The 24,558-nt window shown below is 73.0% G+C and carries 20 protein-coding genes and 1 tRNA gene; 10 read left to right on the top strand and 11 right to left on the bottom strand.

Going from position 1 to position 24,558, the window contains the following annotated elements; all coding sequences use genetic code 11:
- Window positions 1-258 precede the first annotated feature (258 nt).
- Window positions 259-1,200: an RNA polymerase sigma factor SigF gene (locus ABZ956_RS14955; protein WP_361892325.1), complete on the top strand. Its 942-nt coding sequence runs from the start codon at window positions 259-261 to the stop codon at window positions 1,198-1,200.
- An 87-nt stretch (window positions 1,201-1,287) separates the two neighbouring features.
- Here the strand turns inward: ABZ956_RS14955 and hutI are convergent, their stop codons facing one another.
- The 4 genes from hutI to hutU all read right to left on the bottom strand — a co-directional run bounded on the left by hutI (window position 1,288) and on the right by hutU (window position 6,801).
- Window positions 1,288-2,454, bottom strand: a complete 1,167-nt coding sequence (gene hutI / locus ABZ956_RS14950; protein WP_361892322.1) for an imidazolonepropionase — start codon at window positions 2,452-2,454, stop codon at window positions 1,288-1,290.
- Window positions 2,455-2,474: 20 nt separating this feature from the next.
- On the bottom strand, window positions 2,475-3,809 hold the full coding sequence (locus ABZ956_RS14945; protein ID WP_361892319.1) for a formimidoylglutamate deiminase: 1,335 nt from the start codon (window positions 3,807-3,809) through the stop codon (window positions 2,475-2,477).
- Window positions 3,800-4,987: an allantoate amidohydrolase gene (locus tag ABZ956_RS14940; RefSeq protein WP_361892482.1), complete on the bottom strand. Its 1,188-nt coding sequence runs from the start codon at window positions 4,985-4,987 to the stop codon at window positions 3,800-3,802. Before ABZ956_RS14940 ends, ABZ956_RS14945 begins: the two co-directional genes overlap by 10 nt.
- A gap of 155 nt (window positions 4,988-5,142) precedes the next feature.
- Window positions 5,143-6,801, bottom strand: a complete 1,659-nt coding sequence (gene hutU / locus ABZ956_RS14935) for a urocanate hydratase (RefSeq protein ID WP_361892316.1) — start codon at window positions 6,799-6,801, stop codon at window positions 5,143-5,145.
- A gap of 112 nt (window positions 6,802-6,913) precedes the next feature.
- Here hutU and ABZ956_RS14930 point away from each other — a divergent pair, with 112 nt between their 5' ends.
- Window positions 6,914-8,293, top strand: coding sequence for a diaminopimelate decarboxylase (locus tag ABZ956_RS14930; protein ID WP_361892313.1), 1,380 nt, complete (start codon window positions 6,914-6,916; stop codon window positions 8,291-8,293).
- Here the strand turns inward: ABZ956_RS14930 and ABZ956_RS14925 are convergent.
- Window positions 8,271-8,876, bottom strand: a complete 606-nt coding sequence (locus tag ABZ956_RS14925) for a hypothetical protein (RefSeq protein ID WP_361892310.1) — start codon at window positions 8,874-8,876, stop codon at window positions 8,271-8,273. The two genes, ABZ956_RS14930 and ABZ956_RS14925, sit on opposite strands and share 23 nt — an antisense overlap.
- 233 nt (window positions 8,877-9,109) lie before the next feature.
- Between ABZ956_RS14925 and ABZ956_RS14920 the strand changes: the two genes are divergently transcribed.
- The gene (locus ABZ956_RS14920) at window positions 9,110-10,423 is read left to right on the top strand and encodes an esterase (RefSeq protein WP_361892307.1); all 1,314 of its coding nucleotides are present in this window, start codon (window positions 9,110-9,112) and stop codon (window positions 10,421-10,423) included.
- Between the two features lie 25 nt (window positions 10,424-10,448).
- Here ABZ956_RS14920 and ABZ956_RS14915 read toward each other — a convergent pair whose 3' ends face one another.
- Window positions 10,449-11,300 (bottom strand): MurR/RpiR family transcriptional regulator, encoded by an 852-nt coding sequence (locus tag ABZ956_RS14915; RefSeq protein ID WP_361892304.1) that lies wholly within the window; start codon window positions 11,298-11,300, stop codon window positions 10,449-10,451.
- A gap of 87 nt (window positions 11,301-11,387) precedes the next feature.
- On the bottom strand, window positions 11,388-12,749 hold the full coding sequence (locus ABZ956_RS14910) for an acyl-CoA synthetase (protein ID WP_361892301.1): 1,362 nt from the start codon (window positions 12,747-12,749) through the stop codon (window positions 11,388-11,390).
- 109 nt (window positions 12,750-12,858) lie between these two features.
- Between ABZ956_RS14910 and ABZ956_RS14905 the strand changes: the two genes are divergently transcribed.
- Window positions 12,859-13,299 carry a hypothetical protein gene (locus ABZ956_RS14905; RefSeq protein WP_361892298.1) on the top strand — a complete coding sequence of 147 codons (441 nt, stop codon included), beginning with the start codon at window positions 12,859-12,861 and terminating at the stop codon, window positions 13,297-13,299.
- 330 nt (window positions 13,300-13,629) lie between these two features.
- On the opposite strand, the gene ABZ956_RS14900 is transcribed toward ABZ956_RS14905, so the two are convergent.
- On the bottom strand, window positions 13,630-15,027 hold the full coding sequence (locus ABZ956_RS14900; RefSeq protein ID WP_361892295.1) for a cystathionine beta-synthase: 1,398 nt from the start codon (window positions 15,025-15,027) through the stop codon (window positions 13,630-13,632).
- Between the two features lie 224 nt (window positions 15,028-15,251).
- Here ABZ956_RS14900 and ABZ956_RS14895 point away from each other — a divergent pair, with 224 nt between their 5' ends.
- From ABZ956_RS14895 to ABZ956_RS14885, 3 genes are all read left to right on the top strand, one after another.
- Window positions 15,252-16,271 (top strand): SGNH/GDSL hydrolase family protein, encoded by a 1,020-nt coding sequence (locus tag ABZ956_RS14895; RefSeq protein ID WP_361892479.1) that lies wholly within the window; start codon window positions 15,252-15,254, stop codon window positions 16,269-16,271.
- A 146-nt stretch (window positions 16,272-16,417) separates the two neighbouring features.
- The gene (locus ABZ956_RS14890; protein WP_361892292.1) at window positions 16,418-17,638 is read left to right on the top strand and encodes an acetyl-CoA C-acetyltransferase; all 1,221 of its coding nucleotides are present in this window, start codon (window positions 16,418-16,420) and stop codon (window positions 17,636-17,638) included.
- A 252-nt stretch (window positions 17,639-17,890) separates the two neighbouring features.
- On the top strand, window positions 17,891-18,715 hold the full coding sequence (locus ABZ956_RS14885; protein ID WP_361892289.1) for a hypothetical protein: 825 nt from the start codon (window positions 17,891-17,893) through the stop codon (window positions 18,713-18,715).
- 26 nt (window positions 18,716-18,741) lie between these two features.
- On the opposite strand, the gene ABZ956_RS14880 is transcribed toward ABZ956_RS14885, so the two are convergent.
- Window positions 18,742-19,068, bottom strand: a complete 327-nt coding sequence (locus ABZ956_RS14880; RefSeq protein WP_361892287.1) for a hypothetical protein — start codon at window positions 19,066-19,068, stop codon at window positions 18,742-18,744.
- A gap of 98 nt (window positions 19,069-19,166) precedes the next feature.
- Here ABZ956_RS14880 and ABZ956_RS14875 point away from each other — a divergent pair, with 98 nt between their 5' ends.
- Window positions 19,167-19,397, top strand: coding sequence for a DUF4287 domain-containing protein (locus ABZ956_RS14875; protein WP_361892284.1), 231 nt, complete (start codon window positions 19,167-19,169; stop codon window positions 19,395-19,397).
- A 106-nt stretch (window positions 19,398-19,503) separates the two neighbouring features.
- On the opposite strand, the gene ABZ956_RS14870 is transcribed toward ABZ956_RS14875, so the two are convergent.
- Window positions 19,504-20,388: a Bax inhibitor-1/YccA family protein gene (locus ABZ956_RS14870; RefSeq protein ID WP_361892282.1), complete on the bottom strand. Its 885-nt coding sequence runs from the start codon at window positions 20,386-20,388 to the stop codon at window positions 19,504-19,506.
- 276 nt (window positions 20,389-20,664) lie between these two features.
- Window positions 20,665-20,747 (bottom strand) — tRNA-Leu (locus ABZ956_RS14865).
- Between the two features lie 401 nt (window positions 20,748-21,148).
- On the opposite strand from ABZ956_RS14865, the gene ABZ956_RS14860 reads away from it, so the two are divergent.
- Window positions 21,149-21,931: an ABC transporter ATP-binding protein gene (locus ABZ956_RS14860; RefSeq protein ID WP_361892279.1), complete on the top strand. Its 783-nt coding sequence runs from the start codon at window positions 21,149-21,151 to the stop codon at window positions 21,929-21,931.
- A 34-nt stretch (window positions 21,932-21,965) separates the two neighbouring features.
- Window positions 21,966-24,485, top strand: a complete 2,520-nt coding sequence (locus tag ABZ956_RS14855) for an ABC transporter permease (RefSeq protein ID WP_361892276.1) — start codon at window positions 21,966-21,968, stop codon at window positions 24,483-24,485.
- The last annotated feature ends 73 nt before the right edge of the window (window positions 24,486-24,558 follow it).

The following is a 24,558-nucleotide window of genomic DNA, read 5'->3' as shown; positions in this document are numbered from 1 at the left end:
GCTTCCCTTCGTGCCTTACGTGCCTTCGTGGCGTACCCGCGTGGCGCAGGCAAAACCCTACGCCTTCTCTACGGGCGTCCGGAAGCCGAACTTCCGCCATTTCCGGCAGAACCGGACAAACGGTACTTGCCATATGAAGGTAAAGACCGGTAGGGCTAGTAGAGACACATCCACCACGGACGGCCTCGGAGGCGCCGCAAACCGCAGCAAAAGGGTCACGGCATCGGCAGCCATATGCCGAGAATGATGGAGGAGACCATGTCACCCCGGCTCGACGAAAAGCATTCCCCCACCTCAAGTACCTCGTGCACCTCGTGCGCGGTCCCCGCGGCCCGCACCCCCGAGGACCGGGAGACCGCCTCGTCGACAACCCCGCCCGAGCACGGCGACCCCGGACTCTCCGGGCTCCCCGAGATCCCCCCGTACGACGAGGTGGGAGCGGTCGACGCGCGTGCTCTGTCCAAGACGCTCTTCGCGCGCCTTTCCGCGCTCGAGGAGGGCACACACGAATACGCGTACGTCCGCAACACCCTGGTCGAGCTGAACCTCGCACTGGTGAAGTTCGCGGCCTCCCGGTTCCGCACCCGCAGCGAGCCGATGGAGGACATCATCCAGGTCGGCACGATCGGCCTGATCAAGGCCATCGACCGGTTCGAGCTCAGCCGGGGCGTCGAGTTCCCCACGTTCGCGATGCCGACGATCATCGGCGAGATCAAGCGCTTCTTCCGCGACACCAGTTGGTCGGTGCGCGTGCCCCGCCGCCTCCAGGAGCTGCGGCTCGACCTGGCCCGGGCCGGCGACGAGCTGGCACAGCAGCTCGACCGCTCCCCCACCGTGGCCGAACTGGCCGCACGGCTGGGCATCGCGGAGGACGAGGTCGTCGAGGGCATGGCCGCGAGCAACGCGTACACCGCGAGCTCGCTGGACGCCCAGGCCGACGAGGACGAGCCGGAGGGCTCGCTGTCGGACCGCATAGGTTACGAGGACCACAGCCTCGAGGGCATCGAGTACGTCGAGTCCCTCAAGCCGCTGATCGCCGAACTCCACCCACGTGACCGGCGGATACTCTCCCTGCGCTTCGTGGCGAACATGACGCAGTCCGAGATCGGAGACGAGCTGGGCATCTCCCAGATGCACGTATCGCGGCTGCTGTCCCGCACCCTGGTGCGGCTGCGCCGGGGCCTGATGAGCGAGGAGTAGGCCGGGGCACCCAGCCTCCCTCGTGACCAGTGCGCCGCACGGACCTTCTCCGTGCGGCGCACTGGTCGTACGGTCCCTGACGGGCGCTCAGAGCGCCCGTACGCCCCGCTGCCAGACGGCGGAGACCAGCGGCACTCCGGGGCGGTAGGCGAGGTGGACGTGCGAGGGGGCGTCCAGGAGGACGAGGTCGGCACGGGCACCCGGGGTCAACCGGCCGATGTCGGTGCGCCGCAGGGCGGCGGCACCGCCGGCGGTGGCGGACCAGACGGCCTCGTCCGGGGTCATGCCCATGTCCCGTACGGCCAGGGCCACGCAGAAGGGCATCGAGCTGGTGAAGGACGAGCCCGGGTTGCAGTCCGTGGACAGCGCGACCGTGGCGCCGGCGTCCAGCAGCCGGCGGGCGTCCGGCCACTGGGCGCGGGTGGAGAACTCGGCGCCCGGCAGGAGCGTGGCGACCGTCCGGCCGTTCGCCAGGGCGTCGACGTCCGCGTCGCTCAGGTGGGTGCAGTGGTCGGCGGAGGCCGCGCCCACCTCCACCGCGAGCTGGACGCCGGGGCCGTGGCCCAGCTGGTTGGCGTGGACGCGCGGGAGCAGACCGTGCCGCTTGCCGGCCTCCAGGACCGCACGGGCCTGGTCGCCGTCGAAGGCGCCCTTCTCGCAGAACACATCCACCCAGCGGGCGTACGGGGCGCACGCCTGGAGCATCTCGCCGGTGACGAGGGCGACGTAGCCGTCCGGGTCGTCGGCGAACTCCGGGGCGACGACGTGCGCGCCGAGGTAGGTGACCTCCTCGGTGTGGGCGGCGGCGATGCGCAGGGCACGGGCCTCGTCGTGGGTGGTCAGGCCGTAGCCCGACTTCGTCTCGAAGGTCGTGGTGCCCTGGCGCAGGGCCTCGGCGAGATAGCGGGTGAGGTTCGCCTCGAGCTCGGCGTCGGTCGCGGACCGGGTCGCCGCCACCGTGGTGCGGATGCCGCCCGCGCTGTAGGCCCGCCCGGACATGCGGGCGTTGAACTCGGCCGTGCGGTCGCCCGCGAAGACCAGGTGGGAGTGGGAGTCCACGAAGCCGGGGAGGCCCGCGCGGCCTTCGGCGTCGACCGCGTTGTCAGTGGCGGGTGCTTTGCTGGTCTCACCGATCCACGCGACGCGGTCGCCGTCGATGACGACCGCCGCGTCCTGGATCAGGCCGAGGGGGCCTTCACCGAGGGAGGGGTCGTTGGTGACGAGACTGCTGATGTTGATGATCGCCGTGCTCATGCTTTCTCCGGTCGTCGGCGTCAGCCGCGCAGGGCGGCGATGGAGTCGGCCAGGGCCCGGGGCACGTCCGGTACGAGCTGGTGGACCCCGTCCCGTACGACGTGCCGGCCGCCGACCACCGTATGGCGGATGTCCGCGCTGGTCGCGGCGAATACGGCCGTCTCGGCCCCGAGCCGCGGGGACGGCCCGGCGGTACGGACGGAGTCCAGCGCGACGGTCGTGAGGTCGGCGAGCGCGCCGGGCTCGATGCGGCCCGCGTCGGCCCAGCCCAGCGAGGCGTGGCCGTCGGCGGTGGCGGCGCGCAGCAGGGCGGCGGCCGTCCAGTGGCCTCGCGTGCGGGTGCGCAGCCGCTCGTCGAGCTCCATGGCGCGGGCCTCTTCGAGCAGGTCGATCACGGCGTGGCTGTCGCTGCCCAGGGACAGCGGGCTGCCCGCCTGCTGGAGGCGGACGGCGGGGCCGATGCCGTCGGCAAGGTCCCGTTCGGTGGTGGGGCACATGCAGATCGTCGTGCTCGCGCCGCCGAGGAGGCCGATGTCGTCGTCGGTCAGGTGCGTGGCGTGGACGGCGGAGGTGCGGGGGCCGAGCACGCCGTGGTCGGCGAGCAGCCGGGTGGGGGTGCGGCCGTGGGCCGCGAGGCATGCCTCGTTCTCGGCGGTCTGCTCGGAGAGGTGGACGTGCAGGGGCGCCTCGCGGTCCGCGGCCCAGCCGGCGACGGTCCCCAGCTGGTCGGCGGGCACGGCCCGCACGGAGTGCACGGCGGCGCCGACGCGGGCGTGGGCGGCCGGCTTGAGGGCGTCCGCGCGCTCGGCCCAGGCGTCGGCCGTGCCGTCGCAGAAGCGGAGCTGGTGGTGGTTGGGGGGCTCGCCGAAACCGGAGGAGAGGTAGGCGGTGTCGAGGAGGGTGATGCGGATGCCGGCCTCGGCGGCGGCCGCGATCAGGGCCTCGCCCATGGCGTTGGGGTCGGCGTAGGGGGTGCCGCCGGGGGCGTGGTGGACGTAGTGGAACTCACCGACGCAGGTGATGCCGGCGAGGGCCATCTCGGCGTAGGCGGCCCGGGCGAGCGCGTGGTAGCTGTCGGGGGTGAGCCGGTCGGCGACGCTGTACATCACCTCGCGCCACGTCCAGAAGGTCCCCGCGCCGACCTGGGTGCGGCCGCGCAGGGCGCGGTGGAAGGCGTGGCTGTGGCTGTTCGCCAGGCCGGGCAGGGTCAGGCCGCGCAGGCTCACCGCGCCCGGCGGCGGGGCCGGGACGTCGGTGCGCACGGCCGTGATCCGCCCGTCGGTCACGTCGACGGCCACCCCCGGCTCGACGTGGGTGCCGAGCCAGGCGTGCTCGGCCCAGTAGGTCACCTGCACGCGAGGCCCTCCAGTACGTCGGCGAGTGCGCGCACCCCGGCGACGCAGTCGTCCTCGGACGCCGTTTCGGCGGGCGAGTGCGAGACGCCGGTGGGGTTGCGCACGAACAGCATGGCGGTGGGGATGACGCCGGAGAGGATACCGGCGTCGTGTCCCGCGCCCGTGGGCAGCACGGGCACGCCGCCCAGCAGCTCGGCCAGTTCGTCGCGGAGGTCGTGGGCGAACTCCACGACCGGGGTGAAGGACTCCCGGGTGACGCGGACGTCGACGCCGTCGCGTTCCCCGCGCTCGAGGGCGGCCTGTTCGATCCCGGCGACGACGGCGGCGAGGGTCTCCTCGTCGGCGGCGCGCGAGTCGAGCCAGCCGCGCACGAGGGAGGCGATGGCGTTGACGCCGTTGGGCTCGACGCTGACCTTCCCGAAGGTGGCCAGGGCGCCGGCGAGGCGGGCCTTCTTGCGGGCGGCGAGCACCGTGTTGGCGTAGGTCAGCATCGGGTCGCGGCGGTCCTCGACGCGGGTGGTGCCGGCGTGGTTGGCCTCGCCGTGGAAGTCGAACCGCCAGCGGCCGTGCGGCCAGATGGCGGAGGCGACGCCGACCGCGTGGTCCGTGCCGGCGAGGGCGCGGCCCTGCTCGACGTGGAGCTCCACGAACGCCCCGATGCGGGCGAGGCGTTCGGGGTCGGCCCCGATGGCCTCCGGGTCGTAGCCGGCGCGCTCCATGGCCTGCGGGAGGGAGATCCCGTCGGCGTCGCGCAGGGCGTGGGCCTTGTCCACGGTCAGCTGTCCGGCGGTCAGCCGGGAGCCGACGCAGGCCAGGCCGAAGCGGGCGCCTTCCTCGTCGCCGAAGTTGACGATAGCCAGGGGCCGGGCCGGCTTCGCGCCGCGCGAGCGCAGCTCGTCCAGCGCGGCGAAGGACGACACGACGCCGAGGGGGCCGTCGAAGGCGCCGCCGTCGGGGACGGAGTCCAGGTGGGAGCCGGTGACGACGGCGTCACCGGCGGCGGGGTCGCCGAGCCAGGCCCACTGGTTGCCGTTGCGGTCGAGCTCGTAGCCGAGACCGCGGCTCTCGGCCTGCGCCTTGAACCACTCGCGACAGTCGGCGTCGGCACCGGTCCAGGCGAAGCGGCGGTATCCACCGCTTCCTTGGTTACGACCGATGGGAAGGAGGTCCCGCCACATCTCGTGGAACGAGGAAGGCGTGGGCAGTCGTTCCGCCGGGGCGGAACGGGTGGGCACGCCGGAACCCGCACCCGGCGACGGCGCGTCCGCCCCACCGTGGGCACCCGGCTGCGCCCACCCGTCCCGCCCAGCGGGACGATTGCCCGCAGCCTCGCTCACGAGTCCTCCCGCATCGGGATGCGGACCCCGCGGTCCTCGGCCACCGACTCCGCGATGTCGTACCCGGCATCCACGTGCCGGATCACGCCCATCCCCGGGTCGTTCGTCAGCACGCGGCGGATCTTCTCGCCCGCCAGCGCCGTCCCGTCGGCGACCGTGACCTGGCCGGCGTGGATGGAGCGGCCCATGCCGACGCCGCCGCCGTGGTGGAGCGAGACCCATGAGGCGCCCGAGGCCACGTTGACCATGGCGTTGAGCAGCGGCCAGTCCGCGATCGCGTCGGAGCCGTCGAGCATGGCCTCGGTCTCGCGGTAGGGGGAGGCCACCGAGCCGCAGTCGAGGTGGTCGCGGCCGATGACGACGGGGGCGGAGAGCTCGCCGCTCGCCACCATGTCGTTGAAGCGCTCGCCCGCGCGGTCGCGCTCGCCGTAGCCGAGCCAGCAGATGCGGGCCGGGAGGCCCTGGAAGTGGACGCGCTCGCCGGCCATCTTGATCCAGCGGGCGAGGGACTCGTTCTCGGGGAAGAGGTCGAGGATCGCGCGGTCGGTCGCCGCGATGTCCTTCGGGTCGCCGGAGAGGGCCGCCCAGCGGAAGGGGCCCTTGCCCTCGCAGAAGAGGGGGCGGATGTAGGCGGGGACGAAGCCGGGGAAGTCGAAGGCGCGGGTGTAGCCGGCCAGCTGGGCCTCGCCGCGGATGGAGTTGCCGTAGTCGAAGACCTCTGCGCCCGCGTCCTGGAAGCCGACCATGGCCTCGACGTGGCGGGCCATCGATTCGCGGGCCCGGACGGTGAAGTCGGCGGGCTTCTCGGCGGCGTAGGAGGCCATCTCGTCGAAGTCGACGCCGATGGGGAGGTAGGCCAGCGGGTCGTGGGCGGACGTCTGGTCCGTCACGATGTCGATGGGGGCGTTCATGGCGAGCAGCTGCGGGACGAGCTCGGCCGCGTTGCCCAGGACGCCGATGGACAGCGGGCGGCGGGCGTCGCGCGCCTCGACGGCCAGCTGCAGGGCGTGGTCGAGGGAGTCGGCCTTCACGTCGAGGTAGCGGTGCTCGATGCGGCGCTCGATGGCGCGCGGGTCGCAGTCGATGCACAGGGCGACGCCGTCGTTCATGGTGACGGCCAGCGGCTGGGCGCCGCCCATGCCGCCGAGGCCGGCGGTGAGGGTGATCGTCCCGGCGAGGGTGCCGCCGAACTTCTTGGCGGCGACGGCGGCGAAGGTCTCGTACGTGCCCTGCAGGATGCCCTGCGTGCCGATGTAGATCCAGGAACCGGCGGTCATCTGCCCGTACATGGTCAGGCCGAGCTGCTCCAGGCGCCGGAACTCCTCCCAGTTGGCCCAGTCGCCGACGAGGTTGGAGTTGGCGATCAGGACGCGCGGGGCCCACTCGTGGGTCTGCATCACGCCGACGGGCCGGCCGGACTGGACCAGCATGGTCTCGTCCTGCTTGAGGTTGCGCAGGGTGCGGACCATCGCGTCGAAGGACCGCCAGTCGCGGGCGGCCTTGCCCGTGCCGCCGTAGACGACGAGCTTGTCGGGGTGCTCGGCCACCTCCGGGTCGAGGTTGTTCTGCAGCATCCGCAGCGCGGCTTCCTGCTGCCAACCCCGGGCGCTCAGCTCGGTGCCTCGCGGCGCTCGCACGGGTCGCGGTCCTGACATGGGCCCTGCCTCCCTGGCTCTGAATGGAACATTGCACAGTCTGGGCCGCTGAATACCGCTAGTCAACAGCTTGTCGGCGGACACCGCGCCCGCGCAGTGGTGGAGTAGTCACATGGGCCTCGACGAACGTGGGCAGGAAGGCGCCGCGAGCGCCGCTCGGCGGGAGGCGGCCGTGCGGGCGGCCGTGCGGCAGCAGGTGGTCAGCGCGCGGCAGCCCGTTGTCGCGCTGCTGGACGTGCGACGCATCCGCGCGGCGGCGGGGGCGCTGCGGGCGGCGTTCGCGGAGGTGGGCGGCGGGGCGGAGATCCTGCACGCGTTCGCCGTGAAGGCGACCCCGCTGGTGCCGGTGCTGCGGCTGCTCGCCGCCGAAGGGCTGGGTGCCGAGGTCGCGAGCCCCGGCGAGCTGGCGCTGACCCGGGCGGCGGGCGTACCGGCCGCGCGCACCGTGCTGGACTCGCCGGCGAAGACCACCGCCGAACTGCGCGAGGCGCTCGCCGCCGGCATCACCGTCAACGTCGACAGCCGGGAGGAGCTGGCGCGGCTGGACGCCCTCCTCGAGGAGGCGCCCAGTACCTCGCCGGTCGGCCTGCGGATCAACCCCCAGGTCGGTGGCGGCACCATCGGCGCCCTCAGCACGGCCACCGCGACGTCGAAGTTCGGCGTGGCCCTGCGGGACGAGGGGGCGCGCGCCTGGCTGGTGGAGGCGTACCTCCGGCGGCCGTGGCTGACCCGCGTCCACGCGCACGTCGGGTCGCAGGGCTGCCCGCTGGAGCTGATGGCCGCCGGGGTGCGGGAGGTCGTCGAGCTGGCCGAGGAGGTCAACCGGGCCCACCTGGCCGCCGGCGGCCAGGGGCGCCGGATCGACACCGTCGACATCGGCGGCGGCCTCCCGGTGAACTTCGCCTCCGACGACGTCGCCCCCACCCACCGCGACTACGCCCGGCTGCTGGCCGCCACCGTCCCGGCCCTGTTCGACGGGCGCTACGGCCTGGTCACCGAGTTCGGCCGGTCACTGCTGGCCAAGAGCGGAACGATCCTGGCCCGGGTGGAGTACACCAAGTCCGCCGGCGGCCGCCGGATCGCGGTGACCCACGCGGGAGCGCAGGTGGCGGTGCGCACGGTCTTCGCGCCCGAGTCGTGGCCCCTGCGGGTGGCGGTCTTCGACGCCGACGGGCGGCCCAAGCACGCCTCCCCCGTGGCGCAGGACATCGCCGGGCCGTGCTGCTTCGCGGGCGACCTGGCCGCCGTCGACCGCCTGCTGCCCCGCATCGAGGCCGGGGACCACATCGCCCTGCTCGACACGGGCGCGTACTACTTCTCGCACCACTACGCGTACAACACGCTCCCGCGCCCGGGCGTTTACGGCTTCGCCGTGCACCAACAGGACGTGCGCTTCGCGACCGTACGCCCGCCCCAGACCGTCGAGGAGCTCGTCGCCGAGAGCGGCGGCGGCTCCCACGCCGGGGACCTCAGCGCGCTGCGCCGACCGTGACCCCGCCCCGCGGCGTCGCGCCGCCCCGGCGCCGGGCACCGCCCGGCAGGGCGTCGCCCGCGGCGAGCCCCGTGCTCCGGTAGCCGGGTACGGCCTTGGCGGCGGGGCTGCCCTGCGCCCACTCCGTGCGCACCCACAGCAGCGCCTCGCTCCGGCGCTCCAGGCCGCCGAGCCACAGCGCCTTGGCCCACAGGCCCACCCCGGCCCCGGCCATGGCCAGCCCGGCCGCGGCCGGCACCGCGAAACAGGAGCCGACGGCGGCGAGGAAGGCGGCCGCCAGCCACCAGCGCCGCCCACGCCGCCAGTTGCGCGCGGTCACCGCCCGGTCCTGCAGGAAGACGGACCGGCCCGCGCGCGAGGCGCCGCGCGCCAGCTCCACGTACCGCCCGCGCCGCGCGGCGAAGGCCACGGCCCCGGCGACGACGAACAACGCCGCCCCGGCCAGCAGGCCGATCCGGCGCCCGGTGAGCCCGGGCACCAGGGCTCCGGTGCCTGCACTCAGCACCCCCAGCCACCACAGCGGGCCGGCCGGTGCTCTGACCACCACGGCGACCCGCGCCAGCGCATACGCTCCGCGCCCCACGTCAGACCTCCTCGTTTCTCGGGCTCGCGCCGGGCACGCTAGCCGACGAATCTGAGGACCGGCTGAGAGACGCCCGGGCTCCCACGGGGCATCACCGGGCACCACCGGGCACCACCGATCCAATGGCAGTCATACCCAGGTATCAGGTGCGGGTTGGCTCCTGCGTATGTCGCGGGCGGGCACGGCCGGTCCCTAGGGTCGTCGCATCAGCACAGCGGTGGGAGGAGCCGAGGATGCCGGTGAACGAACGGGGACTGCGCAGAAGGGCGTTGGTGGCCGGGGGCGCGCTGGCGCTGACCGGCCTGCTGGGCGCGTTCGCCCCGCACTCGGAGGCCGCCACGGCGGACCCGGCAGCCCCCGCCGCCCCCGCCGCCCCTGCTCATGCGACCCTGCCCGCGCCCACCGGCCCGTACGCCGTCGGCACCACCACCCGGCACCTGGTCGACGCCTCCCGCGAGGACCCCTGGCACCCCGGGCGCGGCCACCGCGAGGTGGGCGTCAGCTTCTGGTACCCGGCGGCCGGCGGCGAGGCGGGCACGGCCCAGCGCACCGCGCCCCACATGGAGGCCCGCGCGGCCGGCCACTTCGGCTCCGCGACCGGCGCCGGCGCCCTCAACTACGGCGTACCCGCCGGCGCCGCGGACTGGGCGTCCACGCGTACGCACGCGCGCGTGGACGCCCCCGCCGCCCGTGGGGCGGGAACGCGCCCGGTGGTGCTGTACTCGGCGGGCCTGGGCGACCCCCGGACGTGGAACACCTCGCTCGTGGAGGACCTGGCCTCGCGCGGCTATGTGGTCGTCACCGTCGACCACACCTACGACTCCTCGGAGGTCGCCCTGTCCGGCGGCCGCCTCGCGACGTCCGTTCTGCCGGAGCTCGCCGCGAAACCCGGTACCGACATCGACGCGGTGCTGCGCACGGCGATGCGGGCCCGGGTGGAGGACGCCCGCTTCGTGCTGGACACGCTCGGCTCCGCCGGGCGCCGCCCGGCCCTGCCGCCGCACCTGGCGGACGCCATGGACCTGCGGCGCGTGGGCATGGTGGGCCACTCGGCGGGCGGCTTCGCGGCCGTGCAGACGATGCACGACGACCGCCGCGTCAAGGCCGCCGTCAACATGGACGGCACGATGGAGTTCCCCGCCCCGGACAGCAGCGGAAGCCGCCTGGGCACGGCGGCCCGCGACGGCGTGGACCGGCCGTTCCTGCTGATGGGCACGGACGCGGCGGACTCCGGCCCGTACGACCGGCAGCCGTCCTGGAAGGCCCTGTGGGAGCACTCGCGCGGCTGGCGCGGCAACGTCACCCTGACCGGCTCGCAGCACGGCACCTACACCGACGCGGCTCCCCTGCTGCCGCAGTTGGCACGGCAGGGGGCGCTGCCGTGGGAGACGGTACGCAAGAACGTCGGGACCGTGGAGCCGCGGCGGGCGGTGGCGGCCACACGGGCGTACGTGGCGTCGTTCTTCGACCGCTTCCTGCGGGGCCGGGACGACCACCTGCTGGACGGCCCCTCGCAGCGCTTCCCGGAGATGCGCCACGCCCGCTAGGCCGGACGGGGGCGGCGGCGCGGGCTCACTCCACGAACAGGCCCCGCGCCGCCGCCTTCACGTCGAACTCCTCCAGCCGCGCCTGCGCGTCCGGCAGCGCGTCGCACATCGCCTCCAGCAGCACCCGGCCCAGCAGCATCGGCGCGCACGCCGTGTCGAAGGCCAGGCCCGTGCCGACCGCCGCCGGCAGCAGCAGGTCGCTGTGGCGGGCGACGGGGGCGAACGTGGAGTCGGCGACCGTGACGACCGTCAGCCCCGCCCCGCGGGCGTACTCCAGAGCGTCGACGACCTCGCGCGGGTGGCGCGGCAGCGCGAAGCACAGCAGCGCGCTCGCGCCCGCCCGCACGGCGGCGTCGACGCGGTCGACGAGGAGCGTGCCGCCCTCGTTCAGGAGCCGCACGTCGGGGTGGACCTTGCGCGCGAAGTAGGCGAAGCCGCCCGCCTGGGCGGCGGCGGCCCGCAGGCCCAGGACGGGCAGCGGCCGTGAGGCGGCCAGCAGCCGGCCGGCGCGGGTGACGGGCTCGGGGTCGGAGAGCAGCGAGGCGAGATGGCGGAGGTTGTCGATCTCGGCGTGGACGGCCTGCTGGTACTCGTTGTACGAGCTGTCGGCCGGCGCCTCGGCGGCGGGGACCACGTCGCGCAGGTGCCGGCGCAGCGCGGGGTAGCCGTCGAAGCCGAGGGCGACCGCGAAGCGGGTGACGGAGGGCTGGCTGACCCCGGCGAGGTCGGCGAGCTCCACGCTGGACAGGAAGGGCGCGTCGGCGGCGCGCCGGACCATGCAGTGCGCGATGCGGCGCTGTGTGGGCGTCAGCCGGTGTCCCTCGAAGAGCTTCTGCAGCCGCGCGATGGCTTCCGGCTCGCCCCCGGTCTCGCTCATCGGCCCTCCTTGACCGTTCCACCCTTGATCATTCATTTGATCCGGGCCCTGCATGAAATTATGCAGGGTACGCGACGCGGCCGGCGCTCACAGCGGCGGCAGCAGCTTCTTCTGCGGCTTGCCCATCGCGTTGCGCGGCAGTGCGTCGAGGAAGCGGATGCGCCGCGGACGCTTGTGCACGGAGAGGTGCCCGGCGACGAAGTCGATGAGCTCCCGCTCGCCGACCCCGTCGGCCACCACATAGGCGACGACCTCCTGCCCCAGGTCCTCGTGCGCCACCCCGACCACGGCCGCCTCGCTGACCGCCGGATGGTCCAGCAGCGCGTTCTCCACCTCGCCCGCCCCGATGCGGTAGCCGCCGGACTTGATCAGGTCGGTGGAGGCCCGGCCCACGATGCGGTGGGTGCCGTCGGCGTCGAGGGAGGCGATGTCGCCCGTGCGGAACCAGCCGTCGGCCGTGAACGAGGCCGCCGTCGCCTCCGGCCGGCCCAGGTACCCGGAGAACAGCGTCGGACCGGCCACCTCCAGCTCCCCGATGCCGCCCTCCTCGCCGGTGGCCACCACCCGGGTCCGTACGCCCCGCAGCGGCACGCCCACCGAGCCCTGGCGGCGGTCGCCGTCGGCCCGGGTGGAGAGGGTGATCAGGGTCTCGGTCATGCCGTAGCGCTCGACGGGCCGCTGCCCGGTGAGCGCCTCCAGGTCGCGGAAGACGGGCGCGGGCAGCGCCGCGCTGCCCGACACCAGCAGCCGCGCCCCGCTCAGCGCCCGCGCGGCGGACGGCTCGCGCACCACGCGCGACCACACGGTCGGCACCCCGAAGTAGAGGCTGCCACCGGCCGCCGCGTACGCCTCGGGGGTGGGGCGGCCGGTGTGCACCAGCCGGCATCCGGTGCGCAGGGCGCCCAGCACGCCCAGGACGAGGCCGTGGACGTGGAAGAGCGGCAGCCCGTGCACGAGCGTGTCCTCGGCCGTCCATCCCCAGGCGTCCGCGAGCCCGTCCAGGCCCGCGGCCACGGCGCCGCGCGGGATGAGCGCGCCCTTGGGCGCCCCGGTCGTACCGGAGGTGTAGAGCACGAACGCGGTCGCCTTCGCGTCCGCCTCGGGCCCGGACCACGCGCCGCGCTCCCGCACGTCCACCGGCACGTCCTCGCCGAGCACCAGCTGGGCGCCGGAGTCGCGCAGGATGTGCTCGCGCTCGGCGGGCCCGGCGTCCGGCGGCAGCGGCACGACCGGCACCCCGGCCAGCAGCCCGCCGACCACGGCCACGACGGTCTCGGGCGTGGCCTCGGCGCGCACGGCCACGGACGCGGCCCCCGCGATCCGCGCGGCCACCGCGCCCGCGGCGCCCAGGAGTTCCTCCCGCGAGCAGGACCGCCCGGCGACGGTCAGCGCGTCCGGCCGGTCGGCCGCGTCCGGCGCGGCGAGGGCGGACAGCAGGGGTACGGACATGGAGGTGCTCCTTCCACGGGTGCGCCCGGCGACCGGGGGGCACCCCCTCTGCGAATACGGGTGCTGGCCCCACCGACGCGGGGCCTTGGGCGACCGTACCGTCGAAGGCATGATGGCCCGGGACCCCGATCTGAAGAAGGACCTCGACGCGACTCTGCAGACCCGCAAGGAACTGGGCGCGGAGTACGAGTCGGAGCTCATCGACTCCTTCCTGGAGAAGGTGGAGCACCGCATGGAACAGACCCTGGGCGCCACGGCGGACCGGCAGGTGCGCCGGCATCTGGCAGAGCGTCAGATGAACGCGGCCCGTGGCGTCCGCCCGCCCGGCGGGCCGGGCCCGGGGAGCTTCGGGGAGCGCTTCGGCTTCGCCGCGGTGTCGCTGGTGCTCGCCGTCCCGCTGTCGGCGATCGGCGCGGTCAACGCGCAGCTGCCGGGCCTGCTGGTGACCTGGGCGGGGATCGTGGCCGTGAACGTCGTCAACGCGGCTCACGCGGCGGGCGGGCTGCCCTGGGGGCAGGGTGCGCGCGGGCGGGACGGGGACCGGGACTAGGGCACCGGCGGGAGTTCAGCGGGGGGAGTTCAGCGGGGGCCGCCGCACCCCGGCCGGAGCCGGGGTCGGGACGGCGGCGGTCCCCGCGACGGACCCGGCCGGCTCCGGGGGTACCGGGTGCCGGTGCCGCGTCCGGACGGCCGTGGAAGTCCGGGAGCCGCTCCGGAGTTTCCTGCCGCCGCACTCGGGATGCCGGCCCGGGAGGTGTCCCCCGCGCCGGCTTCCCTCACTATGCCGGGCGCGTGTTAAGCGGATGCTGCGCGCACGTGACGCCCGTGTGCGTCTTTCGACGGGCCGCCGGCCGTCGTACGGCGGCCGGCGGAAGGGCGGTTACCTGGCCGCGCCGTTGCCGCCCTCGGCGAGGAAGGCCAGCAGGTCCTGACGGCTCACCACGCCCGTGGGCTTGCCCTCGACCAGCACGATGGCGGCGTCCGCGGTGCCGAGGACGGCCATCAGGTCGGCGACGGGCTCACCGGAGCCGACCTGCGGCAGCGGCAGGCTCATGTGCTTCTCCAGCGGGTCCTCCAGCGAGGCGCGCTGGGCGAACAGCGCGTCCAGCAGGTCGCGTTCGACGACCGAGCCGATGACCTCGGCGGCCATGACGTCGGGGTGGCCGGCGCCCGGCTTGACGATCGGCATCTGGGAGACGCCGTACTCGCGCAGCACCTGGATCGCCTCGCCGACGGTCTCCTCGGGGTGCATGTGCACCAGCGAGGGCAGGCCGCCGTCCTTGCGGCGCAGGACGTCGGAGACGCGCGCGGAGTCGCCGGCCTCCTCCAGGAAGCCGTAGTCGGCCATCCACTCGTCGTTGAAGATCTTGCTCAGGTAGCCGCGGCCGCTGTCGGGCAGCAGGACGACGACCACGTCGTCCGGGCCGAGGCTCTCGGCCGCGCGCAGGGCGCTGACGACCGCCATGCCGCAGGAGCCGCCGACGAGCAGGCCCTCCTCCTTGGCGAGGCGGCGCGTCATCTGGAAGGCGTCCTTGTCGGAGACCGCGATGATCTCGTCGATGACCGAGCCGTCGTAGCACTCCGGCCAGAAGTCCTCACCGACGCCCTCGATCAGGTACGGACGGCCGGAGCCGCCGCTGTAGACCGAGCCCTCGGGGTCCGAGCCGACGATCTTGACGCGGCCGTCGCTGACCTCCTTGAGGTAGCGGCCGGTGCCGCTGATCGTGCCGCCGGTGCCGACGCCCGCCACGAAGTGGGTGATCTTCCCCTCGGTCTGCTCCCACAGCTCCGGACCGGTGGAGTGGTAGTGCGAGAGCGGGTTGTTGGGGTTGCTGTACTGGTTCGGCTTCCAGGCGTTGGGCGTCTCGCGCACGAGCTTGTCGGAGACGTTGTAGTACGAGTCCGGGTGCTCCGGGTCGACCGCGGTGGGGCAGACCACGACCTCGGCGCCGTAGGCGCGCAGCACGTTGATCTTGTCAGTGGAGACCTTGTCCGGGCACACGAAGATGCACTTGTAGCCCTTCTGCTGGGCCACGATGGCCAGGCCCACGCCCGTGTTGCCGGAGGTCGGCTCGACGATGGTGCCGCCCGGCTTGAGCTCACCCGACTTCTCCGCGGCTTCGATCATCCGCAGGGCGATCCGGTCCTTCACGGAACCGCCGGGGTTGAAGTACTCGACCTTGGCAAGCACGGTGGCCTGGATGCCATCGGTCACGCTGTTGAGCTTGACGAGCGGGGTGTTGCCGACGAGCTCAATCATCGAATCGTGATACTGCACGGTGATCTCCGCGGTCAGGGGCACTAGCGGTCGTCGCGTACCCGTATGCCCAGCCTATTGCGCGTCCGACTGCACTAGTGGCGCGTTGCGCGCGGCGGTCCCCGGGGCAACCTGCTGATAGCACGGCCCGCCAAGGGCGGACAGGCTTCGTGAACCTTTGATGAAGTATTTGTGAAGCGGCTTATCAACGAGTTTCCTGGCGTCGAGGAGGCCGGCCGATGTCCATGCAGAGGGCGAGGGTCGCACGGCGGATCGCGGCAGCGGCGGCATACGGAGGCGGGGGCGCCGGCCTGCTGGGCGGGGCGGCGCTCGGCCTCCTGCTCACCGAGGTCGCGCTGGCCAGGCGCGTGGTCGGCGGCCGCGGCGACACGCCGCCGCACGCGGACGGCCGCTACGGCTCCGCCTTCGTGCACCGGCTGGGCCGGCCGCCGCTGCGGCTGGGCGTCCTGGGCGACTCCACGGCCGCCGGCCAGGGCGTGCACCGCCCCCGCCAGACGCCGGGGGCGCTGCTGGCCTCGGGGCTCGCGGCGGTCGCCGAGCGGCCGGTGGAGCTGCGCACCGTGGCGCTGTCCGGCGCGCAGTCCTACGACCTGGAGCGGCAGGTCACCCAGATCCTGTCGGACCCGGAGCGCATCCCCGACGTCTGCGTGATCATGATCGGGGCCAATGACGTCACCCACCGGATGCCGGCCGCGCGCTCGGTGCGCCTGCTGTCGGAGGCGGTGCGCAGGCTGCGCGACGCGGGCTGCGAGGTGGTGGTGGGCACCTGCCCGGATTTGGGCACGATCGAGCCGGTGTACCAGCCGCTGCGCTGGCTGGCGCGGCGGCTGAGCCGTCAGCTGGCCGCCGCGCAGACGATAGGGGTGCTGGAGGCGGGCGGGCGCACGGTCTCCCTCGGCGACCTGCTGGGCCCGGAATTCGCGGCGAACCCCCGCGAGCTGTTCGGCCCGGACAACTTCCACCCCTCCGCCGAGGGCTACGCCACCGCCGCGATGGCCGTGCTGCCCACGCTGTGCGCGGCGCTGGGGCTGTGGCCGGAGGACGAGGAGCGCCCGGACGCGGCGCGCCGCGAGGGCATCCTGCCGGTGGCCCGGGCGGCGGCGGAGGCCGCCGCCGAGGGCGGCACCGAGGTCACGCCGACGGCCCGGGGCCGCTGGGCGCTGCTCAAGCACCGCAAGCGGCGGCGGCTGCCGGCGCACACGGAGGCGGTGGTCAACCACTTCCGCGCCCGGGACCGGACCTAGCCTGGAGGAACACCGACCGGACGCTTCGCCGGTAAACCCGGTAAAGAGGCCCGCATCACAGCCGTGAGCGCGTGACCCGGGCCCTACGTGCGGGTAACTTCCCGGAGAGTCCGGAGAGTATGCCCTTCCGCGCCCCTGGAGCCGTGATGCCCGAAGCCGTGATCGTCTCAACCGCCCGCTCCCCGATCGGTCGCGCCTTCAAGGGCTCCCTGAAGGAGCTGCGGCCCGACGACCTCACCGCCACGATCATCCAGGCGGCGCTCGCCAAGGTGCCCGGGCTCGACCCGCGCGAGATCGACGACCTGATGCTCGGCTGCGGCCTGCCCGGCGGCGAGCAGGGCCACAACCTGGGCCGCATCGTGGCCGTGCAGATGGGCATGGACCACCTGCCCGCCACCACGATCACCCGCTACTGCGCCTCGTCGCTGCAGACCTCGCGGATGGCGCTGCACGCGATCAAGGCGGGCGAGGGCGACGTCTTCATCTCGGCGGGTGTCGAGATGGTCTCGCGCTCGGTCAACGGCTCCTCCGACGGCATGCCCGGCACCCACAACCCGCTCTTCGCCGACGCCGAGGCCCGCACGGCCACCCGCGCCGAGCAGGGCGGCGAGGGCTGGCACGACCCGCGCGAGGACGGCCTGGTACCGGACGCGTACATCGCGATGGGCCAGACGGCCGAGAACCTGGCCCGCCTCAAGGGCGTCACCCGCGCGGAGATGGACGAGTTCGGCGTACGGTCGCAGAACCTCGCCGAGCAGGCCCTGGCCAAGGGCTTCTGGGAGCGCGAGATCACCCCGGTGACCCTCCCCGACGGCACGGTCGTCTCCCAGGACGACGGCCCCCGCGCGGGCGTCACGCTGGAGGGCGTCCAGGGCCTCAAGCCCGCCTTCCGCCCGGACGGTCTGATCACCGCCGCCAACTGCTGCCCGCTCAACGACGGCGCCGCCGCCTTGGTGATCATGTCCGACACCAAGGCGCGCGAGCTGGGGCTGACCCCGCTGGCCCGGATCGTCTCGACGGGCGTCTCGGCGCTGTCCCCCGAGATCATGGGCTACGGCCCGGTGGAGGCCAGCAACCAGGCCCTGCGACGGGCCGGCCTGACCATCGGCGACATCGACCTGGTCGAGATCAACGAGGCCTTCGCCGCCCAGGTCATCCCCTCCTACCGCGACCTGGGCATCGACATCGACAAGCTCAACGTCAACGGCGGCGCCATCGCGGTGGGCCACCCCTTCGGCATGACGGGCGCCCGCATCACCGGCACCCTGATCAACTCGCTCCAGTTCCACGACAAGCAGTTCGGCCTGGAGACGATGTGTGTGGGCGGGGGTCAGGGCATGGCCATGGTGATCGAGCGACTGAGCTAGAGGCTGAGCCGGCGGGCCGGGCAACTGCCAGCAGCAACCATCGTCCACCTTGCCGAAACGTGACCGAATCTCCCCCAGGATGTGACCAACGTCCCGGGGGAGATTCGTTTCCCCAGGTCAGAGTGGTTGAAGGGGCAACGGCTGGGCCGAAAGTCCCGTCCGGTTCATGACGTATTGCACTGTGGGGCCCCTGAGGCGTGCGCAAAGCTGATGTAGGAATTCGGGGGATCCATAGCAACCGGGAGTACGTCAGTGAGCGCCATGTCTCTTGCCCTGCTGCTGGCCGCTGCCACCGCCACGGCCGCGGGCGCCGCCGCCCTGTACAGCACTCGCGGTCTGCGCCGCCAGATCACGGCCCTGCGCGCCGACCTGGCCGCCGCCACGGCGGACCGTGCGCACGCCCCGGTGCCGGCCGCGCGTACGGCACCGGTCGCCGAGCTGGCGGAGATACGCGAAGCCGTCGCCGACGCGCTCGCGGAGGAGCGCGAGCGGGAGCTGGCCGAGGCCCGTGCGTTCTGGGCCGCGCAGGAGGCCCGCGAGCCCGGCTCCGTCGCCGACGCCCCCTCCCTGCTGGGCGGCCCGGTCGACGAGCCGCTCATCGAGGGTCTGTACGGCGGGCTGCACCTGCCCCGGCAGGCCGACTTCGCCGGCCTGGACCCGCTGGCCGACTTCCCGCCGGCCGACTTCGAGGCCGAGGCCGCGGACTCCCCGGAGCTGGCCGCCGCGCGCCGCCGCCACCCCTCGCACCCCGACTTCACGCCCGTGGCCTCGGCCGTCACCGACCATGAGCGCACCGTCGAGCGCCTCGAGGAGCTGGCCGAGGCCCGCATTCCGCTGGCCGACGTCCGCCCCGGCCCGCTGGGCACCCTCGACGTCTACGTCTTCGCCGACGGCACCACGGTCTGCATGACCCCGGGCCACCGCGAGACCGCCGAGCGCCTCGCGCAGGCGCTGCGGGCCGGGGAGGCACCCGTGCTGCTGGGCGGCTCGGGCGTCTCCGGCGCGTACGCCCTGACGTTCCGGTGCGAGGCGGAGACCGTCTACGTCCTGGCGGACCGGGTCATCGCCTCGCTGTAGGCCCCGCGGGGGCCCTGGGGCCCCCGCTACAGCCCGCAGCGCCGCGCCGCCGCCTGGACCAGCTCCACGCCCCGGGCCACGCCCTCCGTCACGCCGTCCGAGGCGATGAGGGCTTCGGCCAAATCATGACCGGCCACCGCCACTTGGTCGGCCACCGCGAACATCCCCGCCTCCGGCATCTCCCGCGGCGTCGTCGTCCCCGGCTCCTCGATCCGCTGGGTCCAGGCGGCCAACTCTCGGGCCAGGGCCAGGGCTTCCGCGGCCGCGCCGCGGCTCAGTCGGGACTGCGGCAGGGCCCGCAGCCGGTCGGCGAAGGTGTCCACAGCGGCCAGAAGAGGCGTCACGTCATCCACGCCTCGAGCCTATGCGCCGCCCACCGACTGTTGCCAACGCTTGAACACTCGGGCACGGTGACATGAAGGACCATCATTCGACGCGTCCGGAGGCGCCGATGTCCCACGTCTTCTCCGACGAGACCCACCGGAAGCTGCTCTCCCGAATCCCCCACTGCACCGGCCGCGAAGTCGCGGACTGGCTGCGCACGGTCGAGGAAGGACCCTCTCTCTTCCGCTTCGAGGAGAAGGTCAGCTGGCTGCGCGGAGAGCACAATCTCGCTTACGGCCACGCAAAGGCGATCGTCCACGAGTACGACCTCCGCCGGGCCGCGCGGAAGCTCCGGTAGCGGGCGCGCACCGGAAATACGGGACAGGGCCCGGGAAGGCATTGCCTTCCCGGGCCCTGTCGTGGATAAATCCACGCCGTGCGCCCGCGGGGGCGCATCGGATCCGCTAGTCGTTATTCAGGATCGCGATGATCCGGAGGATCTCCGTGTAGATCCACACGAGGGACAGCGTCAGGCCGAAGGCCGCCAGCCAGGACTCCTCGCGGGGGGCGCCGTAGCGGACGCCGTCCTCGATCTGCTTGAAGTCCAGCGCCAGGAACGCCGCGCCCAGCAGGACGCCCACGACGCCGACGGCGATGCCGAGGCCGCCGCTGCGGAAGCCGAGGCCGTCACCGCCGCCGAAGACGGCGAACAGGGAGTTCGCCACCATCAGCAGGAGGAAGCCGATCGCGGCGCCGATCACGAAGCGGGTGAACCGGCGGTCCACCCGGATGATGCGGGTCCGGTACGCGATGAGCACGCCCGCGAAGACGGCCATCGTGCCCAGCACCGCCTGCATCGGGGCACCGTGCGCGACGTTGTTGTACGCCTGGCTGATCACACCGAGGAAGAGGCCCTCGAAGACCGCGTAGCCCAGGATCAGCGCCGGGGAGGGCTTGGCCTTGAACGACTGGACCAGGCCCAGCACCATCGCCACCAGGCCGGCGGCGAAGCCGAGGCCGACGGGCAGCGAGAGCGCCCACGCCGCGCCGGCGGCCACGACCACGGTGCCCAGCGTGATGCCGGTGCGGGCGACGACGTCGTCCATGGTCATGCGGCCGGCGGGGGCCTGGGCGGGCGCCTGCGGGTAGCCCTGCTGAAGATCCGGACCGCCCTGGGCGTACGGGTTGGTCGCGTAGGGGTTGGTGGGCTGGGCGTACGGGTTGGTCGGCTGCGCGTACGGGTTTCCCTGGGCCGCGGCCCCGGCCTGCGGCGCCGCGCCGAAGCCCGCGTAGCCGCTGTCGCCGCGGCTGAACCCCCGTCGCGAGAAGACCGGGTTGCTGCTCCTCATCTCACTCCTCCATGGCCACACTGCGCGGCCTTGGCGTCAAGGGTAATAGGTAGGCAAAAGAATGGCTCTCCTGCTTCGGGACGATCTTTTCTTCACTTGCCCACGTACCGGACAACGCGAACCGGCGGCAGTCGGTTCCGTTCGGAAGACGGTAAAGAGAAGAAGAGCGCAAAGGAAGTGCCAAGGGCCCGCCGAAGAGGCGGAGCCGGCAAGCGGCAAGCGGGTGAACCGCATGCGGCGACGGCCTCGTGGAGCGGCCGTCTCACGGCAAGGAGGTGCCCGGAGCCGGACTTGAACCGGCACGGCCCGAAGGGCCAGCGAGGTTTAAGCTCGCCGTGTGTGCATTCCACCATCCGGGCGGGGCTCTCGGGCAGCACAGCAGGGGAGGCGCGCGTTCCTCCCCTCGAAGAGAGCAGGACGAGCCTAGCCGGGGAGCGACCCCCAAACAGCGGAACGGTGACCCGAGGTTGTCTTATTTTATTGGCAACTGAGGGCCCATCAGCGCTGGGATGACGCCTTTGGCACATGCCAGGGGCCGATCTCCGCCGTTCACCACCCCGCCCCCGGCGGCAAGCGGAATTGTCGCAATCTCGTCGCCCTCGGTAAGCACCCGGTCTCCTACCCAGGGATGAGTGCGGCCCCCTCGCATACCTCCCGAGCATGTCCCGGAACGGGAGCTACGGCTGATCCGGACGGGGGGTGGCGCACCGGAGCATGGAGGACGTACCTGAACCGATCGTCCCGACAGGAGTGCTCCCCTGTGACCACCACCCCCTTCGGCGCCCCGGCCGCCGTCCGCACCGCCGCGGTGGCCGCCCGTGCCACGGATCTCACCAAGGTCTACGGACAGGGCGAGACCCAGGTGGTCGCCCTGGACGCCGTCTCCGTGGACTTCCGGCAGGCCGAGTTCACCGCGATCATGGGCCCCTCCGGCTCCGGCAAGTCGACGCTGATGCACTGCATGGCCGGCCTCGACTCCGTCTCGGGCGGCTCGGCCCGCATCGGCGACACCGAGCTGACCGGGCTGAACGACAAGAAGCTGACCCGGCTGCGCCGCGACAAGATCGGCTTCATCTTCCAGGCCTTCAACCTGCTGCCGACGCTGAACGCCCTGGAGAACATCACGCTCCCCATGGACATCGCCGGCCGCAAGCCCGACAAGCAGTGGCTGGACATGGTCGTCGACACCGTCGGCCTCTCCGGGCGCCTCAAGCACCGCCCGAACCAGCTCTCCGGCGGTCAGCAGCAGCGCGTGGCCGTCGCCCGCGCCCTGGCCGGCCGCCCCGAGATCATGTTCGCCGACGAGCCCACCGGAAACCTCGACTCCCGCTCCGGCGCCGAGGTCCTGGGCTTCCTGCGCAACTCGGTGCGCGAGCTCGGCCAGACCGTCGTCATGGTCACCCACGACCCCGTCGCCGCCTCCTACGCCGACCGCGTCGTCTTCCTCGCCGACGGCCGCATCGTCGACGAGCTGCGCGAGCCCACCGCCGACGCCGTCCTGGACCGCATGAAGCGTTTCGACGCCAAGGGCCGCACGAGCTGATCCCCGCCGGATTCGATCCCCAGGACTGACCTCAATGTTCCGCACCGCCCTGCGCAATGTGCTCGCGCACAAGGCCAGGCTGCTGATGACCGTGCTCGCCGTCATGCTCGGCGTGGCCTTCGTCTCCGGCACCCTGGTCTTCACCTCGACCATCTCCGACGCCTACCAGAAGAGCGCCCAGAAGGGCTACGACAACGTCGACGTCGCCATCCAGCCCCACAAGCAGGATCGCGACAAGGGCAACCCCGGCGAGGCCCCCAAGCTCACCCAGAGCCTGCTCGACCAGGCCGCCAGGATCCCCGGCGCCGCCTCCGCGACCGGCTCGGTCAGCGGCTTCGCCGCGATCGCCGACAAGAAGGGCAAGCTCGTCGGTGAGGGCTTCGGCTCCTCCGGCGCCAACTACTACCCCGGCAGCGGCGGCAAGGACGCCCGCTACCCGGTGAAGTCCGGCCGCGCGCCCCAGGGCCCCGGCGAGATCGCCCTGGACGCCAAGACCGCCGACCGCGCGGGCTACAAGGTCGGCGACACCGTCCGCGTCTCCGTCGACGGCCCGGTCCTGGAGAAGAAGCTCGCCGGCATCTTCACCACGGACGACGGCAGCGTCTCCGCCGGCGGCAGCCTCGCCCTCTTCGACACCCCCACCGCGCAGAAGCTCTACGGCAAGCCCGGTGAGTTCAGCCAGATCGACGTGAAGGCCGCGCCCGGCACGTCCCAGGCCGCCCTGAAGTCCGCGGTGGACAAGATCCTGCCCGCCGACGCCGAGGCCACCACGGGCAAGAAGCTCGCCGACGACCAGGCCGAGCTCATCGCCCAGAGCATGGACGGCATGAAGACCAGCCTGCTCGTCTTCGCCGGCATCTCCCTCTTCGTCGGCATCTTCATCATCGCCAACACCTTCACCATGCTGGTGGCCCAGCGCACCAAGGAGCTGGCGCTGCTGCGCGCGGTCGGCGCGAGCCGCCGCCAGATCACCCGCTCGGTGCTCATCGAGGCGTTCGTCGTCGGCACGGTCGCCGGCGTCACCGGCCTGCTCGCCGGCATCGGCATCGGCGCCGGACTGCGCGCCCTGATGAACGGCGCCGGCGCGACCGTCCCCGACGGCCCGCTCGTCATCTCCCCGACCACGATCCTCACCTCGCTGGGCGTCGGCATCCTCGTCACGATGCTCGCCGCCTGGCTGCCCGGCCGCCGCGCCGCGAAGATCCCGCCGGTCGCCGCGATGAACAGCGTCCACGCCGTGGCCACCACCCGCTCCCTGGTCGTGCGCAACTCCATCGGTGGGGTGCTGGCCGCCGCCGGCACCGCGCTCGCCCTCACCGGCGACAGCGAGTCCACGCTGGGCATGGGTGCGGGTCTGCTGCTCATCGGCGTCTTCGTGCTCACCCCGCTGCTGTCCCGCCCGCTGATCGCCGCCGCCGACCCCGTGCTGCGCCTGTTCGGGATGCCCGGCAAGCTCGCCCGGCAGAACGCGGTCCGCAACCCGCGCCGCACCGCCGCGACCGCCTCCGCGCTGATGATCGGCCTCACCCTGATCACCGGTCTGACGGTCATCGCCGGCAGCGTGCAGAAGGCCATCGACAAGATGGCCACCGACGCCATCAAGGCCGACTACATCGTCTCCATGGCGAGCCAGACCCCGCTCTCCCCGGACGTCGCCCGGAAGCTGGCCGCCGCCCCCGGTGTGACCGCGATCAGCCCGCTGCGCCAGTCCCCGTCCCGGATAGCCGGCGACCACGAGATGCTGGCCGGTGTCGACGGCCGGACCATCGCCGGCCTCACCAAGCTCGACTTCACGGCCGGCTCCTTCGCCGGGCTGACGGACGGCAAGGCCGTCGTCGACTCCGAGACCGCCAAGAGCCACGGCTGGAAGCTCGGCTCCGCCGTCGACGTCACCTTCGAGGACGGCAAGCGCGGCACGCTCACGGTCTCGGGCGTCTACAAGGGCAACGAGCTGATGCGCGGCATCATGGTCGACACCAAGACCATCGCCCCGCACCAGAGCGAGATCACCGACCAGCAGGTCATGGTCAAGACCGACAAGGGCGTCTCGGAGTCGACCAAGGACTCCCTGCGCAAGACCCTGGGCGACAACCCCGCCATCCAGATCCAGGACAAGGAGGACATCTCCGAGTCCATCGCCAAGTTCATCAGCCTGATGCTGAACATGCTCTACGGGCTGCTGGCCATGGCCGTGATCGTCGCGGTGCTCGGCGTCGTCAACACCCTCGCGATGTCCGTCTTCGAGCGTCAGCAGGAGATCGGGATGCTGCGGGCCATCGGCCTGGACCGCAAGGGCATCAAGCGGATGGTGCGGCTGGAGTCGCTGGTCATCTCGCTCTTCGGCGGGGTGCTCGGCATCGGCCTCGGTGTGTTCTTCGGCTGGGCGGCCGGTGAGCAGATCGCCGCGGGCCTGGCCACCTACGAGCTGGTGCTCCCCTGGGGCCGGATGGGCCTGTTCCTGCTGCTGGCAGCCCTGGTCGGCGTGCTGGCCGCGCTGTGGCCCGCCCGCCGGGCGGCCAAGCTGAACATGCTCTCGGCCATCAAGGCCGAGTAGCGGCCGCGCAGAACGGCGAAGAACGACGAAAGGCGAAGGGCCCGGTCCAGGCGGACCGGGCCCTTCGCCCGCA

This window comes from Streptomyces sp. NPDC046261 (assembly GCF_040646235.1).
In the GTDB taxonomy this organism is placed as follows: domain Bacteria; phylum Actinomycetota; class Actinomycetes; order Streptomycetales; family Streptomycetaceae; genus Streptomyces.
This window is presented reverse-complemented; position numbering and strand designations above follow the sequence as displayed.